Annotated in this window: 11 protein-coding genes and 1 pseudogene; 3 read left to right on the forward strand and 9 right to left on the reverse strand. The window is 49.1% G+C overall.

What is annotated here, in order from left to right:
- Nucleotides 1-10: 10 nt before the first annotated feature.
- The 5 genes from prfA to KCG55_RS07125 form a co-directional block, all read right to left on the reverse strand.
- On the reverse strand, nt 11-1,087 hold the full coding sequence (prfA, locus tag KCG55_RS07105) for a peptide chain release factor 1 (protein WP_254322555.1): 1,077 nt from the start codon (nt 1,085-1,087) through the stop codon (nt 11-13).
- A gap of 156 nt (nt 1,088-1,243) precedes the next feature.
- Nucleotides 1,244-2,512 carry an Nramp family divalent metal transporter gene (locus tag KCG55_RS07110; protein ID WP_254322557.1) on the reverse strand — a complete coding sequence of 423 codons (1,269 nt, stop codon included), beginning with the start codon at nt 2,510-2,512 and terminating at the stop codon, nt 1,244-1,246.
- Between the two features lie 287 nt (nt 2,513-2,799).
- Nucleotides 2,800-3,567 (reverse strand): TatD family hydrolase, encoded by a 768-nt coding sequence (locus KCG55_RS07115; protein ID WP_254322559.1) that lies wholly within the window; start codon nt 3,565-3,567, stop codon nt 2,800-2,802.
- 13 nt (nt 3,568-3,580) lie between these two features.
- Entirely contained in the window at nt 3,581-4,564 is a 984-nt protein-coding gene (locus tag KCG55_RS07120) for an asparaginase (RefSeq protein WP_219089549.1), read from the reverse strand.
- 66 nt (nt 4,565-4,630) lie between these two features.
- A complete protein-coding gene (locus KCG55_RS07125; RefSeq protein WP_254322561.1) occupies nt 4,631-5,293 on the reverse strand; it encodes a DedA family protein in 663 nt (220 codons plus the stop codon).
- Between the two features lie 249 nt (nt 5,294-5,542).
- On the opposite strand from KCG55_RS07125, the pseudogene ubiD reads away from it, so the two are divergent.
- A pseudogene (gene ubiD / locus KCG55_RS07130) lies at nt 5,543-7,020 on the forward strand (4-hydroxy-3-polyprenylbenzoate decarboxylase).
- Between the two features lie 268 nt (nt 7,021-7,288).
- Here ubiD and KCG55_RS07135 read toward each other — a convergent pair.
- From KCG55_RS07135 to nirK, 4 genes are all read right to left on the reverse strand, one after another.
- Entirely contained in the window at nt 7,289-9,382 is a 2,094-nt protein-coding gene (locus KCG55_RS07135) for an AsmA family protein (protein ID WP_283255531.1), read from the reverse strand.
- Between the two features lie 178 nt (nt 9,383-9,560).
- Nucleotides 9,561-9,830, reverse strand: a complete 270-nt coding sequence (rpsO, locus tag KCG55_RS07140; RefSeq protein WP_003679932.1) for a 30S ribosomal protein S15 — start codon at nt 9,828-9,830, stop codon at nt 9,561-9,563.
- A gap of 210 nt (nt 9,831-10,040) precedes the next feature.
- Entirely contained in the window at nt 10,041-10,796 is a 756-nt protein-coding gene (locus KCG55_RS07145) for a formylglycine-generating enzyme family protein (RefSeq protein ID WP_188209178.1), read from the reverse strand.
- Nucleotides 10,797-10,969: 173 nt separating this feature from the next.
- On the reverse strand, nt 10,970-12,127 hold the full coding sequence (gene nirK / locus KCG55_RS07150; RefSeq protein WP_254322563.1) for a copper-containing nitrite reductase: 1,158 nt from the start codon (nt 12,125-12,127) through the stop codon (nt 10,970-10,972).
- Nucleotides 12,128-12,528: 401 nt separating this feature from the next.
- Between nirK and KCG55_RS07155 the strand changes: the two genes are divergently transcribed.
- Both KCG55_RS07155 and prmB read left to right on the forward strand, forming a co-directional pair.
- Nucleotides 12,529-14,784 carry a nitric-oxide reductase large subunit gene (locus KCG55_RS07155; protein WP_254322565.1) on the forward strand — a complete coding sequence of 752 codons (2,256 nt, stop codon included), beginning with the start codon at nt 12,529-12,531 and terminating at the stop codon, nt 14,782-14,784.
- Nucleotides 14,785-14,879: 95 nt separating this feature from the next.
- The gene (gene prmB, locus KCG55_RS07160; protein ID WP_254322567.1) at nt 14,880-15,779 is read left to right on the forward strand and encodes a 50S ribosomal protein L3 N(5)-glutamine methyltransferase; all 900 of its coding nucleotides are present in this window, start codon (nt 14,880-14,882) and stop codon (nt 15,777-15,779) included.
- The last annotated feature ends 199 nt before the right edge of the window (nt 15,780-15,978 follow it).

Raw genomic sequence — 15,978 nt, forward strand, 5'->3', positions numbered from 1 at the left:
ACCAAATTCATCAATCCCCCATTGCTGCCAAAAGCTCGGCTTGATGCTCGGCAATCAGGGCATTGGTGATTTCTTCTAAATCGCCGTCCATCACAAAATCCAGTTTGTGCAGGGTAAGGTTGATGCGATGGTCGGTCACGCGGCCTTGTGGGTAGTTGTAGGTGCGGATGCGCTCGCTGCGGTCGCCGCTGCCAATTAGGGATTTGCGTTCGGCGGCTTCTTTGGCTTGGGCTTCACGTTTTTGCGCGTCGTTCAGGCGGGCTGCGAGGACTTTCATTGCCTGCGCCTTGTTGGCGTGTTGGCTGCGGCCATCTTGGCATTCAACCACCATGCCTGTGGGCAGGTGGGTGATGCGGACGGCGGAGTCGGTTTTGTTGATGTGCTGACCGCCCGCGCCGGATGCGCGGAAGGTGTCGATGCGCAGGTCGGCGGGGTTCAACTCGATGTCTTCGAGTTCGTCCGCTTCAGGCATGACGGCGACGGTGCAGGCGGAGGTATGGATTCGGCCTTGGCTTTCGGTGGCGGGGACGCGTTGCACACGATGGCCGCCCGATTCAAATTTCAGACGGCTGTATGCGCCCAAGCCGATAATGCGAGCGATGACTTCTTTATAGCCGCCCAATTCGCTTTCATTGGCAGAAACGATTTCGACCTGCCAACGGTTGCGCTCGGCGTAGCGGCTGTACATACGCAGCAAATCGCCTGCAAACAGCGCGGCTTCGTCGCCGCCCGTTCCGGCGCGTACCTCGATAAAGATATTTTTATCGTCGTCGGCATCTTTGGGCAGCAGTAGTTTTTGCAGTTCGGTATCGAGTTCGTCGATTTTGGCTTTTGCCGCTTCGATTTCTTCGGCGGCAAAGTCTTTCATTTCAGGGTCGGACAGCATTTCTTCGGCATCTGCCAAGTCGCTTTGAGCCAGCTGATAGTTTTTGAACACTTCGACGACGGGGGTCAGTTCGGCGTGTTCGCGTGTGAGTTTGCGGTAATTGTCCATGTCGGACGTGGCTTCAGGCTGACCGAGTAGGTGCGTGACTTCTTCCAGTCGGTCGCTGAGTTGTTGTAGTTTTTCTAAGATAGACGGCTTCATAAATTTTCCAAAATACGGATGCCGTCGAGTGGTCTGCAACGGCGAAATAAGGAGTCATTATAATGGGTTTGAATGAAAATTCAAAAAGATATGATTGATTGGAAAGGCCGTCTGAAACCTATTTTTGAGTTTCAGACGGCCTTTTTTAGTGTGGGCTTATTTAGGCGCAGCCAAGATGCCTGTTTGGTTCAGTAGGAACAAAACGGTAAACCCGGTCAGGTAAATCAAGCCGAGGATAGCGAGGAAGTTCATGCCCATGGTCAGTTTGTGGCGTTTGTCGCCTTTGACGAGGCGGTAGTTCAGCCAAGCGAACACAGGGGCTGAAACGAAGGCGGTGATCATGGCGAATTTGAGCAGCTCGGCCATCGCGCTGTTGAACCAGAAAATCACAACCAAGCCTGAGCCTGCTACCCAGACGTTCCAGGCAAACAATTCGACATTGCCGGTTTTGTCTTTGCCGCGCAGCAGGCGTACCGGTTCGGCAATCGCGCGGGCGTAGCCGTCCACTACGGTAATGGTGGTGCCGTACATACAGGCAAAGGCGATAAATGCCACCAGCGGACGCGACCAGTCGCCGATAGTAACGGCGTACATATTAATTAGTTGGCCGACATATTTGCCACCGGCCATTTGTACGGCTTCGCCGTTGCCATATTGGACATATGCACCCAAGGCCAAGAAGACGACGGCCAACACTGCGCTGGTGATGTAGCCGACGTTGAAGTCGAAAATACCGTCGCGGTAGTTGGAAGGGTTGATGCGTTGTTTTTCCGTTACCCACAAAGAGTTGATGGCGGAAATTTCAATCGGCGCAGGCATCCAGCCCATCAGTGCGATTAAGAAACCCAAGCCGGCCAGCGTCCATGGGGTGGGCTCGATAAAGTCAGGTTTCATCTGCATACCGCGAGACATGGCCACGGCTGCCGCGGCGACGGTGGCAATGGTCAGGCTGACGATGATGATTTTGGAAACGTTGTCCAACGCTTTATAGCGGCCGCTTGCCAAAATCAGCAGGCAGGAAGCCATGATCAGGGTGGACACTATACCGGTATCGAGAGTCAGTGATGGGATTGCCATTTTGACGATGGCGGCGGTAACGATGGCGACCGCGCCGGCATTAATCGTTGCCGATGCAATACACAAAATCAAAAATACCCACAAATAAACGCGGCTTTTTTCGGCATAGCCTTCAATCAGGCTTTTGCCCGTATCCAATGTGTAATGTGCGCTGAAGCGGAAAAACGGGTATTTGAACAGGTTGGTCAAAATAATAATCAGCGCAAGCTGCCAGCCGTAAAGCGCACCTGCCTGCGTGGAGGCAATCAGGTGCGAGCCGCCGACTGCTGCCGAAGCCATCATGATGCCAGGGCCGAGGGCATTAATTTTGCTCTGCCAGGTAGAGGAGTGTGTATGTTGTTCTGCCATAAGTATTTTCCGCCTGTTTCAGACGGCCTTATTATCAAAAAGAAGCATATTTTAACGTAAATAAAAAGTTTGCCCAATAATATGCGTAATACTTTTTATCAATCAACGGGAAAATACGGTTTTAAAAAGCTGAAATGGTGTAATGAACGATATTTTGTGCCAAAAACATTTTTTCAGACGGCCTTGTATCGCTTTTTATTCATGAATATGGGGTAGGGGAGGCAGAGTGTGTCGGTTTGGAAACGAAATGGCAGGGCAAGGCTTTTTGATGCCTTGAGGTCGGCATATTAAGGGGAAGTATGGAGCAGGGAATCCACGTTTTGCTCGGTGATTTCAGCCAGTTGTGCCAGCGGTATGCCGCGCAGTTCGGCGGCAATTTCGGCGATACGGCGGATATTGGCTGGTGTATTGGTTTCATGGCCGAGCATAAAAGGGCTGTCGGTTTCGAGAACGAAATCCGTGTCGTTTAAAGCTTGTAAGGCGGCACGGACTTTTTTTGCATTCGGATTGAGCAACAGCGAGCCTATGCCGATTTTGAAGCCGAGTTTCACCAAAATCCGTGCTTCTTCTACGCTGCCGGAGAAGGCATGAACGATACCGCCTCGTGTGAAACCGGCGGTTTTAACGGCGGCAGCAATGGCGGCGGTAGCTTTCAGATTATGGATAATGACGCGGCGATTGAGGTTTTGGGCGAGGATGAGTTGGCGGATAAAGACGTCGGTCTGCGTGCCGCGTTGGGCTTGGGTTTGCTCTTTGCCATAAAAATCCAAGCCGATTTCGCCAATCCATGCTTGTGGATGTTGGATCAGTTCGGACTCTAACTCTTGGAATGCCGCTTCGTTGAGGCCGTCTGAAAACCACGGATGAATACCCAAAGCGATATGGATGTTTTCAGACGGCCTTTCCAACTGCGCAACGGAATGCCAATCCTTGGGGGATGTAGCCGGTACGATAAAACGAGCTACGCCGGCGGCTTGCGCTTCGGCAAGCACTGCAGGCAGCGTATCGGCAAGTTTGGGGTCGGCAAGATGGCAGTGGGTGTCGGTGAAAGTCATGTTTAATGGCGGTTTACAGCAGATTTAATTGTCGTAATTCTTGTTGCACCTTATCTGCATTCCAGTCATGAGATACGGCGAGGGTCATCAGCGCAGTGGCGGTTTCGAGATTGCATTTGCCGCCGTTGATGATACCTGCCTGACGCAAAGCATCGCCTTGGGCATAGACGGCGGCGGCACAACCTTGCGGCACTTGGCTGATGTTGAGCAGCAACTTACCTTGTTGCGTAAAGGCTTGGACGGCTCGGACAAACGCATCGTTGCTCGGCGCATTGCCGTGGCCGTAGCTTTGTAGGATTAGGGCTTGAGTGGAAAGATGGGGCAGGACGTCTGAAAGTTCTTGCGCGGCATAACCGGGAATCAGCGTGCGGACGGAAACTTTTGCTTCAGGATTTGGAAGATGCGGTTTGAGACCGTCTGAATGTTCGGTCGGGGCGGTACGGATATTGTGCCAACCTTTGTTTTCCTCCCATTCGGCGAGCGTGCCAAAATGCAGGTTGTCAAAACCTGCGGCGGTCTCGGTGCTGACCTTGCTGCTGCCGACGGATGGGAAGAGCTTGCCGTCAAAGGCAATCACCACTTGTTTGAGTTTGAGCGAGAAAGCGGAAACGGCGGTGGCAAGGTTGCGCGGCGCATCGCTGTTGGCGGCATCGTAAGGCCATTGCGAGCCGGTCAGGATAACGGGTTTGTCCAAGCCTTGCAGCGAAAGGGCGAAGAGGTTGGCAGTGTATGCCATGGTATCCGTGCCGTGCAGCACCAAAATGCCTTCATAGTCAGGCAGCTTGGCGATAATAAGCTCCAACCAGTCGCGTTGGTTTTGCAGCGTTACTGCGGAAGAATCGATGAGCGGCTGGCAAACGTGCCATTCGAAATCAAGGCCGTCTGAAAAGGGGGTAAGGGCTTTATCGACGAGAGCGGTGTCAGGACGCAGGCCGGCGCTGCTTTGGGTCATGCCGATGGTGCCGCCGGTGTAGAGGACGAAGATTTTTTGTTTCATGGTGTTTCTGATGAATGATAGAGGCCGTCTGAAAGTGGAGAAGTGTTTCAGACGGCCTGGAATGGTTTATTGATTGGCTTGTTTTTTGGCTTTTGCGGCGCGTTTTTCGTGTAATTTTTCACGGAAGAAGGTATAGCGGCGGTGTTTTTTCCACCAAATCCAGCCGACAATGACTGCGCCGATGCCCAGTACCGCAAAGATACCGGATTGCAGGCTGTGCATTTTTTCCATCAGCCAGTCGGTATTGCGTGCGCCGTATTCGCCCAGATAAATCCAAACAGGAACGGAAATCAGCGCGGCCAAGCCGTCCATCAGGATAAAGCGCAGGTAGGAAACCTTGCGACTGATGCCTGCGGTCACGAAAACAGCGGTACGCAGGCCGGGCAGGAATCGGGCGACGAATAAAACCCAGTTGCCGTATTTGTCGAATTTTTCCTGTACTTGGGCGTAGCGTTTGGGCGTCATCACGCGCGCAATGGGTTTGAATTTAAGGATTTTCTGCCCCCACACGCGTCCGGCAACAAACATAAATCCATCACCCGCCAATACGCCGAGCATACCGACGACAACCATCCAATGCGAATTGGTATAACCCAATCCGGAAATCACGCCGCCTGTAACCAGTGTCAAATCTTCAGGAATCGGCACGCCGAAGCCGCAAATAACCAAAACGAAAAACACGGCCGCATAGCCGTATTCAACGAAAAAAGATTCTAAAAATGCAAACATGGCCGCTGTCCCACGATAGATATTGATTGATGACTGGATTAAGTTGGAATTTTACCAAAGATAAGGCCGTCTGAAAGCAATCACAAGCAGATATTGTTTAAATTTGACGGTAGTTTGCAAAAAATCTCGAAATTCGGACGTGGAAAGTTGGGATTTGAACAGATTTGGCAGGTACAATAGCCGCTGGTTTATCTTTCAAACCCGAAATGGCAGTCTGTTTTCAGACGGCCTGTTCAGGAAAATGAAATCATGAAATACAGAGATTTGCGAGAATTTATCGCCGGATTGGAAGCTGATGGCAAACTCAAGCGCATCCAGCATCCGGTGTCGCCGCATTTGGAAATAACCGAAATCGCCGACCGCGTGCTGCGTGCTGAGGGGCCTGCGTTGTTGTTTGAAAACCCGATTAAGCCTGACGGTACGCGTTATGATTATCCTGTCTTGGCGAATCTGTTTGGCACGCCCGAACGCGTGGCGTTGGGCATGGGTGCGGACAGTGTGTCCAAGTTGCGCGAAATCGGGCAGACGCTGGCGTATCTGAAAGAACCCGAACCGCCCAAAGGTATCAAAGACGCATTGTCCAAACTGCCGTTGCTGAAAGATATTTGGAGCATGGCGCCGAACGTGGTGAAAAACGCGCCATGTCAGGAAATTGTGTGGGAAGGCGAAGACGTAGATTTGTATAAACTTCCGATTCAGCATTGCTGGCCGGAAGACGTTGCGCCGCTGGTAACATGGGGCTTGACTGTAACGCGTGGTCCGCACAAAAAACGCCAAAATCTCGGCATTTACCGCCAACAATTAATTGGCAAAAATAAGCTGATTATGCGCTGGCTGTCGCATCGCGGTGGCGCGTTGGATTATCAGGAGTTCCGCAAACTTAATCCCGATACGCCGTATCCCGTCGCCGTCGTGCTCGGCTGCGACCCCGCCACCATTTTGGGCGCGGTAACGCCTGTTCCCGATACTTTGAGCGAATACCAATTTGCCGGATTGCTGCGCGGTTCGCGGACGGAGCTGGTGAAATGTATCGGCAATGATTTGCAAGTGCCTGCTCGCGCAGAAATCGTGTTGGAAGGTGTGATTCATCCAAACGAAACCGCGTTGGAAGGCCCATACGGCGACCATACCGGCTATTACAACGAGCAGGATCATTTCCCTGTGTTTACGGTCGAGCGCATCACCATGCGTGAAAACCCGATTTACCATTCCACCTACACAGGCAAACCACCCGATGAGCCTGCCGTTTTGGGCGTGGCGTTGAACGAAGTGTTCGTACCGCTTTTGCAAAAGCAGTTCCCCGAAATCACCGATTTCTACCTGCCGCCCGAAGGCTGCTCCTACCGCATGGCGGTGGTCAGCATGAAAAACAGTACGCCGGACATGCCAAGCGCGTGATGATGGGTTGCTGGTCGTTCCTGCGCCAGTTTATGTACACCAAATTCATCATCGTGGTCGATGACGATGTGAACGTGCGCGACTGGAAAGAAGTCATCTGGGCAGTCACCACGCGCATGGACCCCGTACGCGACACCGTGTTAGTGGAAAATACACCCATCGACTACCTCGACTTCGCCAGCCCCGTCAGCGGACTCGGCGGCAAAATGGGGCTGGACGCAACCAACAAATGGCCGGGAGAAACCGACCGTGAATGGGGACGTGTGATCAAAAAAGACCCTGCCGTTACGGCCAAAATCGATGAGATTTGGGAGAATTTGGGTTTGTAGATGTCGGATTTATTGGAATTTCTACTTCAAATATTGATGGAAATAATTGGGTCTATGTTTGAGGGTACGGTAGAAATATTGAGGCTCGATTAGAGAAAAGGAAAACTCTCCCAAAACAGGCTTGATAATGTTGGTGATATGGTTTGCCATCATTGTTGCACTGATTGTGTATATGGTCATTCCTCAGTAAACATCTTTATCTGACAATGTATCTATTAAAAGGCCGTCTGAAACTTTTTGGGTTTCAGACGGCCTTTGACTTGAAAACTTATCGTGGTTTGAGCCACTTCCATTGTTCTTGTATGGTTTCTTGCAGGGCTTTTTGTTTTTCTGCAGGCGTGTTCATGCCATTGGTCAAGCGGCTGTAGTCGAGGGTAATGGAAGGGTTTTGTACGGTTCCGCCGATTTTTAGGGGAATCGGTTTGTTTTTAGGTTGCAGCACGTTGCTGATAAGCAGGTTTTCCGATAGCTTTTGGGTATTCAAATCGGTATAGCCGCTGCTGACAACGTGCAGGCTGTCGGAAAACAGTTCGGTGTTGATATGATGGCTGATGCCTTTTTCGATTTCGCTATTGAGGGTGAAATGATGGAAAGGGGTTTTGAGGTTGCTGTTGTCGATTTTTTCCGAAGAGATGCCGTTTTTCAGAATGCTGTCCATATCGATGCCGTGCCATGCGCCGTTGGTAATATCAAGGAGCAGGCTGCCGTTTAGGGCTTGTATCATTTGGGCGCGGTCGTTACCGGTGGTTTTAATGTCGATAACGGCGTCGCCGCTGCCGCTGAAGCTGTGGAAACCGAACAGGTCTTGCAGCAGTGGCTGAATCTGTATGCCTTTTGCGTTTTGCTGAAGGTGGTAGGAAGCAGGTTGGGTCGCCGCAATACTCAGGCCGCCCTCGGTTTTGCCACCATAAAGTCCGGCTTTGAAACGGTGCAGGGCGATATGTTCTTTATCGGCGGTGAGCAGGGATTCGATGTTTTCTAATTGCAGTCCGGCAGTTTGAATGCTGCCGATTCGGAGGTTGGCCTCAATGTCGGGCAACCAGGATTTGGCCAGCAGGGAAGGAAGATTCAGTGATGGCTGGGTTTTCAGATCTTCCAAATAAGGGGTCAGATTGAGTTTTTGTAAGGCGATACCGGCGTCAAGGTGCGGACGAGGTTGGGCATCGCGTTGGTATTTAAAGACCAAGGCAAGGGCTTGTCTGTCAAATGCGCCTTTCAGACGGCCTTCCCATGTATTGAGGCTGAAATTGGCCTGTCCTTCAAGGGTGCTGATAAATCGGGGGCGGGGAAGGCGGTTGATGGTGTCTTGCAGGGTGCTGAGGTGCAGTTTTGGCGCATCGATGCCTTTGCCTTTTTGCCAAACCAATGGGCTGGAAAAGGTAAAGTTGGTTTGGAGACGGTCGTTTTTATGGCTGCCTTTGAGTTCAAAATTGGCGGCGGTCAAAACGGTTGGATAGAGGTTGGCTTTGTCCAGTTTGAATGAACCGTCCCATTGGTTGTTTTCACTGCCGGCAGTTAATGCGCCGTTGAGTGTGTTGAGGTGCAAATAACCGTTTTTGAATTGCAAGAGGGGCGAACGTGCGTTGATATGCAAGTTTTGATAGTCGCTTTCGGCTTGCAGATTGAAGTCGCGGAAAAGGGCGGTTTGGTTTTGCCAATTAAGGCTTCCTGCGATTTGGGCATCCAGCTTGTTTTTGAGCAATACGGTTTGTAGGTTTAATTTGAGGGCGGGAACGCTCCAGCCGGCATCATCTTGTACAAGATGGCCAGCGCCTTGCCAACTGATGGGGTTGCCTATGTTTTGCAGTGTACCGCTGATATCGAATGGACGGCCGTCTGAATCGGCTCTTCGCAGGGAAAATTGCAGATCGTTTAAGGCAATATCTTGCTCTTTATTGTGATAGCGGATGCTGCCGCTATTGATGATGATGCGGTTAAGCTGGAAGCTTTCTTTTGATGCATGGTTTTGTTGCAGGCAGGCAGGCAGGTGGTTTTTGGGGACCAGCGTCAGCGACGGATTGGAAAGAATCCATTTTTCAAGAATGGGGGCGTCTGACCATAGGCTGCTCCAGCCAAAACCCATTTTGGATTCGGCAATGTTCAGCGTCGGCGTGTCTGGTTCGGAAGATGAAAGGCTTAGGTCTTTTAAAATAAGCGTAGGGCGCGGCAGCCATTTTCTGCTGATATTGGCATTGTATTTGACTTGGCAGCCATGGGTAGAAAAGTTTTTTTGTATGAATGCGTCGATGTTTTCTGTATTGAATATGCGGAATATTAAGGCACTCAATACCGCCGCGAGGCATAAAAGCACGGCAATGCTGAAAACCAGGGTTTTCAGCCAAAATTTTCCTGAGTGCAACATGGAATGAACAGACAATTCAGATTCTCGCTTTGATGGGAGCTTTAAGGAGTGATTGGAAGTTTAAGCCTTGCTGCTTAAGCGTGTGGAAGTATAACACAGAGCGTGGGCCTGTGTTTCAGACGGCATCGGTATGTCAATAAAAAACACCGCCCGAAGGCGGTGTTGATTTAAGCATAAATTATTTACGCAGACCCAGGCGGGTAATCAGTGTACGGTAAGTATCAGGCTGAGTACGACGCAGGTAAGACAACAGGCGACGACGTTGGCTAACCATTTTCAACAGGCCGCGACGGCTGTGGTGGTCTTTAGGGTTGGCTTTGAAGTGAGGAGTCAGGTCGTTGATACGGAAAGTCAACAGAGCGACTTGTACTTCAGAAGAGCCGGTATCGCCTTCTTTGCGTTGGAAATCTTTAACAATTTGTGCTTTTTGTTCTACGGTCAATGCCATGATGGATAACTCCGAAAATAAAAGAACCTTTTCAGGTTCGGACAAGTTTGCCAAGCCGAACGACCTAAGCAAACTCCTAAGTGCCTTTTTATAAAGACGGGCGGATTATGCCACAATTTGTCTTGGTATGCCACATCTTTTCAGACGGCCAAAAAAAGCGGCGATACCTTTCAGTACCGCCAAAGCTGCTTTGGTGATAAAAACTAAACTTTATTTGCTCGCGCAACGGAAGCCCAAGTTATTTAAAACATATTTGGACTGCAGGCTGGTGCGGATGCCGTAGCGTAAGAATGCCGCATAGTTGGACGGGTCGCTTGAACCCACGGATGCGCCGCTACAGAACATTTGTGTGTTGGACGAGCCGGCAGAGAGTTGGCTGCTGTTGAAGTCTTCAGTCCATTCCCAAATCAGGCCGTGCATATCGTATACGCCCCAGTAGTTGGGTTTGTTTTTACCGATGTCGTGCAGACCGTTGCGGCCGCCGTCTGCATACCAATCCAAGATAGTGCGGTTGTAGCCAGGCTCGGAAGAGCCGTCTTTTTGAGTGGCAGAAGCCAAGCCTGCAAATTCCCATTCGTCAATAGTCGGCAGGCGTTTGCCTTTGGAAACGCAGTAGGCATTCGCAGCGAACCATGAGACATTGGTTACCGGATGTTTGAGTTCGCTGGCTTTAGGCGCAAAACTGTTGCTGCCGTTTTTCACCCAATGTTTCAGGTAAGCTTTTTCAGCGTGTTTGGAACTGATTTTGTCTTTTTGCCATTGTGGATGTGTTTTTACAAATTCGGCAAATTCGGCATTGGTTACCGGATATTTGTCAAGCTGGAAGGGTTTAACTTTAATAAGGGAAGTGTCTTTTTTGAGATAGAGAGGACGGTAGCTGCCTCCTTCGATTTTTACCATTTCGGCGGCAAATGTATTGCCGCAGATTAAGGCACTGCCTAAGAGGAGGAGTCGAATGAGTTTCATGGTACGCCCTTATTATCGATTGAAACAGGAAATTTATTTTTTAGATAGCCTAATCATAACAAGGCCGTCTGAAAAATCAATCTGTCTGATTGAACAGGAAGATTAATCGTGATGGAAGCCACTGCGGCTCTAAAGAGTAGGGCAGCAGTGGCTTGGCGTATTAAACCGAGAGATTATTTAGCGGCTTCAGAAGCAGCAGACGCAGCTGCTGGAGCAGAAGCGGCAGCACCGGCAGGTTGGTAAACGGTGTCGCTCAGTTTTTTGGTCATGATTTCAGGGTTTTCATCACCCTCAACTTTCAATTGACCCAAAGCACCTTTGTTGAATGCACGGAAGATAGAGTGGTCAACCAAAGTGTAGCTGCCCGGGATGTCGGCTTTAAATTCAACGATAACGGCACCACCGGCAGGAATAACTGTGCTTTGTACGTTTTCGTTAATCAGTTTACCACCTTCAACATATACTTTGTCGAAGATTTCGCCGATAACGTGGAAAGAAGATACCAAGTTAGGACCACCGTTACCAACGTACATACGAACGGTTTCACCAGCTTTAGCTTTCAGAGCGTTGTCGCCGGCGATAGAGCCTACGTGACCGTTGAATACAACGTATTCAGGTTGTTCGGCGATCGCTTTATCCATATCGAAAGGTTGCAGGCCTTGAGCACCTTTTTTACCTTTGGTATAGAAGTCACCTTGTACGATGTAGAACTCTTTGTCCACTTTAGGCAGACCTTCTTTAGGTTCAACCAAGATCAAACCGTACATACCGTTGGCGATGTGCATACCTACAGGAGCAACGGCACAGTGGTAGATGTACAAACCAGCTTGCAGTGCTTTAAAGCTGAAGGTAGAAGTGTGGCCAGGAGCAGTAAAGGTAGCTTCTGCACCACCGCCTTGACCGGTTGCAGCGTGGAAGTCAACGTTATGAGGAACGGTAGAAGAAGGATTGTTAGAGAATTCAACTTCAACAGTATCGCCTTCACGTACACGGATCATTTGACCTGGAACGTCGCCGTTGAATGTCCAGTAGTGGTACTCAACACCGTCTTCCATGGTCATGGTTTTTTCAACGGTTTCCATTTTAACGCGTACTTTAGCCGGATGATCGCGATCAGTTGGAGGTGGAACTTCCGGAGCGTGAGTCATGATAGCATCGATTACAGGCAGTTCTGAAGAAGGAGTCTCGGCAGCAGCTTGTGAGTCGGAAGCAGCAGGAGCTTCAGCAGAAGCGGTAGCAGCTGGAGTTTCAGCAGGTTTAGCAGCTTGCTCGCCGCATGCGGCCAGTGCAAATACAGAAGCGATAAGTGCGGCTAAGGTTTGGCGTTTCATGTTTAAAGTTTCCTTATAGTAAGAAAAGTAAGATCCTGATAGGATGGTTTGAAATTTTGTATGATTATGTAGGCGCTTGTTTGGTCATATTTTGATGTAAATCAAATTGTTCAGGGAATATGAATCTTTTAATCCCTAAATACTCCTTTAGAAGTATAAAAAAATACATCGAAAAGTTTATTTTTGTGTGAAAATGTTAGCGAAAACTTAACACAAAATACGATAAAGGAGGATTTGTATAGGCAAATGGGAATCAATATCATATAAGTTAATGGTTTTAAAGGAATATTATTGACAAAATATTTCTTTACTTATTAAATCGTGATACAATCTTTAACATTCATATTTGATGAATTTAATACCACCCAACCACTTTTTACCAAAATTAAGGAGTACTTAAAATGGGACAGTACAAGAAGCTTTGGTACTTGCTGTTTGCCGTGCTGGCAGTATGCTTTACCATTCTTGGTTATATGGGTAGCGAAGTCTATAAAAAGGCTCCGCCATACCCTGAACAAGTCGTTTCTGCATCCGGCAAAGTCTTGATGACCAAAGACGATATTTTGGCAGGTCAATCTGCATGGCAAACTATCGGCGGTATGGAAGTCGGCTCTGTATTGGGTCACGGTGCATACCAAGCTCCGGACTGGACTGCCGACTGGCTGCACCGCGAGCTGGTTGCATGGTTGGATCTGACTGCGCAAGAAACTTACGGCAAAAAATTTGACGAAGTTTCTCCTGAAGAACAAGCTGTTCTGAAAACCCGTTTGGCTGACGAATACCGCAACCAAAGCCGTATTAAGGAAGATGGCTCTGTCGTTGTCAGCGATACCCGCGTGAAAGCGATTGAAAGCATCCTGCCTTACTACCACGGTGTGTACAGCGACGATCCTAAGTTCCAAACCACTCGTGAACACTTTGCAATGAAAAACAATACATTGCCAAGCCAAGAAGCGCGTGAAAAACTGTTCAACTTCTTCTTCTGGACTTCTTGGTCTGCTTCGACCAACCGTCCTGACGAGAACTTCACTTACACCAACAACTGGCCGCACGAGCCTTTGATCAACAACGTACCGACTACTGAAAACTACATGTGGTCTTTCACCAGCGTGGTATTGTTGCTGATGGGTATCGGCTTGCTGATGTGGGGTTACTCTTTCTTGACCAAACATGAAGAGGTTGAAGTACCTACTGAAGATCCTATCTCTAAAGTACAACTGACTCCTTCTCAAAAAGCGTTGGGCAAATATGTATTCCTGACTGTTGCGCTGTTTGTCGTACAAGTACTGTTGGGTGGTTTGACCGCTCACTATACTGTCGAAGGTCAAGGCTTCTACGGTATCGATACTGCATTGGGCTTTGAAATGGCCGACTGGTTCCCATATGCGCTGACCCGTACTTGGCACATCCAATCCGCTATTTTCTGGATTGCAACCGGCTTCCTGACAGCAGGTCTGTTCTTGGCTCCGATTGTGAACGGCGGTAAAGATCCTAAATTCCAACGTGCCGGTGTGAACTTCCTGTACATTGCCCTGTTCATCGTAGTCGGCGGTTCTTACGCAGGTAACTTCTTTGCTTTGACTCACATCATCCCACCTGAGCTGAACTTCTGGTTCGGTCACCAAGGTTACGAATACTTGGATTTGGGTCGCTTCTGGCAACTTCTGCTGATGGTCGGCTTGCTGCTGTGGCTGTTCCTGATGTTGCGTTGTACTATCTCTGCCTTTAAAGAAAAAGGTACAGACAAAAACCTGTTGGCTATCTTCGTAGCTTCTATGGTCGGTGTGGGTGTGTTCTACGCTCCTGGCCTGTTCTACGGTGAGAAATCTCCAATCGCTGTGATGGAATACTGGCGTTGGTGGGTGGTTCACCTGTGGGTAGAAGGCTTCTTCGAAGTGTTCGCTACTGCCGCCTTCGCATTCATCTTCTACAACATGGGCTTTGTCCGCCGTAGTACTGCTACTGCTTCTACTCTGGCAGCTGCTGCAATCTTCATGTTGGGTGGTATTCCAGGTACATTGCACCACTTGTACTTCTCCGGCTCTACCTCTGCTTCTATGGCAATCGGTGCATGTTTCTCCGCTTTGGAAGTTGTGCCTTTGGTTCTGCTGGGTCGTGAAGCTTACGAACACTGGTCTTACCAACACCATTCCGACTGGGCGAAACGTCTGCGTTGGCCTTTGATGTGCTTCGTAGCAGTTGCCTTCTGGAACATGATCGGTGCCGGCGTATTCGGCTTCCTGATTAACCCGCCGATTTCCCTGTTCTACATCCAAGGTCTGAACACTACTGCAGTTCACGCTCACGCGGCTCTGTTCGGTGTGTATGGTTTCTTGGCTCTGGGCTTCGTATTGCTGGTTGCACGCTACCTGAAACCTAATGTTCAATTTGACGACAAACTGATGACTTGGGGCTTCTGGCTGCTGAACGGCGGTCTGGTGGGTATGATTGCCATCAGCCTGTTGCCGGTCGGCGTGATTCAAGCTTACGCTTCTATCACTCACGGTCTGTGGTATGCACGTAGCGAAGAATTCCTGCAAATGGAAATCCTGGATACCCTGCGTTGGGTTCGTACCGCTGCTGACTTGATCTTCATCGGTGGTGCTGTCTGCGTTGCCATCCAAGCTACCAAAATCGTATTCAGCCGCGATAAATAATCTTAAGCTGAATTAAATCGAAGGCCGTCTGAAAAGTTTTCAGACGGCCTTTCTGTTATAATTTCAATATTCTTAAATTGACAAGACAAAACATTATGTTCAACCAAGCTGCTCAAGAGCTGACTACTGTTCGCGATTTATTGCGTTTCGCCGTCAGCCGTTTTAATGATGCCGGACTGTTTTTCGGACACGGAAGTGATAATGCCCATGACGAGGCAGCCTATCTGATTTTGCACACTTTGAACCTGCCTTTGGATACGTTGGAGCCTTATTTGGATGCCAAATTGTTGCAAAGTGAGAAGGAGGAAGTGTTGTCCATTATCGAACGCCGCGCAGTTGAGCATATTCCTGCCGCGTATCTGACGCATCAGGCATGGCAGGGTGAGTTTGATTTTTATGTCGATGAGCGCGTTATTGTGCCTCGTTCTTTTATTTACGAATTGCTTGGCGACGGTATCCGTCCTTGGATTGAGCACGATGAGTTGGTGCATCGAGCTTTGGATTTGTGTACCGGTAGCGGCTGTTTGGCCATTCAAATGGCGCACCACTATCCCGACGCACAAATCGATGCTGTCGATTTGAGCTTGGATGCGCTGGAAGTGGCCGCGATCAATATTGAAGATTATGGCTTGGAAGATCGCATCAGCTTGGTGCATACCGATTTGTTTGAAGGTTTGGATGATACCTACGACTTAATTGTTTCCAATCCGCCTTATGTTGACGCGAAATCTGTGGAGGCGTTGCCTGATGAATACCTGCATGAGCCGGAATTGGCTTTGGGCAGTGGCGAAGATGGTTTGGACGCTACACGTCAAATCATTCTGCAAGCGGCGAAATATTTGAATCCGAGAGGTGTATTGTTGGTTGAAATCGGTCACAACCGTGAAGTATTGGAAGCGGCTTATCCCGAATTACCGTTTACTTGGTTGGAAACCAGCGGTGGTGATGGGTTTGTATTCCTGTTGACCCGCGAGCAATTACTGGGTGAAGAATAGTTTATTTTGATATAAATAAAACAAATGCCGTCTGAAAAAGTTTCAGACGGCATTTGTTTTGTATAATCTTTAATATTTAAAGAAAATACAAATGTCTATGGTATGCTGAATATGAAATCCAAGCAGGCTTTGAAACTATGGCTTATAATATTCATCATAGTTTCTAACGTCAGTGAATTTTTATTACTGATTTTTTGTA

The sequence above is a fragment of the Neisseria subflava genome (assembly GCF_024205745.1).
GTDB lineage: Bacteria > Pseudomonadota > Gammaproteobacteria > Burkholderiales > Neisseriaceae > Neisseria > Neisseria flavescens_B.

Excerpts from the sequence above, each read along its gene's own strand:
- KCG55_RS07155 (WP_254322565.1), top strand. The coding sequence starts at position 12,529 with ATGGGACAGTACAAGAAGCTTTGGTACTTGCTGTTTGCCGTGCTGGCA.
- KCG55_RS07115 (WP_254322559.1), bottom strand. The coding sequence starts at position 3,567 with ATGACTTTCACCGACACCCACTGCCATCTTGCCGACCCCAAACTTGCC.
- KCG55_RS07145 (WP_188209178.1), bottom strand. The coding sequence starts at position 10,796 with ATGAAACTCATTCGACTCCTCCTCTTAGGCAGTGCCTTAATCTGCGGC.
- rpsO (WP_003679932.1), bottom strand. The coding sequence starts at position 9,830 with ATGGCATTGACCGTAGAACAAAAAGCACAAATTGTTAAAGATTTCCAA.
- prfA (WP_254322555.1), bottom strand. The coding sequence starts at position 1,087 with ATGAAGCCGTCTATCTTAGAAAAACTACAACAACTCAGCGACCGACTG.
- KCG55_RS07110 (WP_254322557.1), bottom strand. The coding sequence starts at position 2,512 with ATGGCAGAACAACATACACACTCCTCTACCTGGCAGAGCAAAATTAAT.
- KCG55_RS07120 (WP_219089549.1), bottom strand. The coding sequence starts at position 4,564 with ATGAAACAAAAAATCTTCGTCCTCTACACCGGCGGCACCATCGGCATG.
- nirK (WP_254322563.1), bottom strand. The coding sequence starts at position 12,127 with ATGAAACGCCAAACCTTAGCCGCACTTATCGCTTCTGTATTTGCACTG.
- KCG55_RS07125 (WP_254322561.1), bottom strand. The coding sequence starts at position 5,293 with ATGTTTGCATTTTTAGAATCTTTTTTCGTTGAATACGGCTATGCGGCC.
- KCG55_RS07135 (WP_283255531.1), bottom strand. The coding sequence starts at position 9,382 with ATGTTGCACTCAGGAAAATTTTGGCTGAAAACCCTGGTTTTCAGCATT.
- prmB (WP_254322567.1), top strand. The coding sequence starts at position 14,880 with ATGTTCAACCAAGCTGCTCAAGAGCTGACTACTGTTCGCGATTTATTG.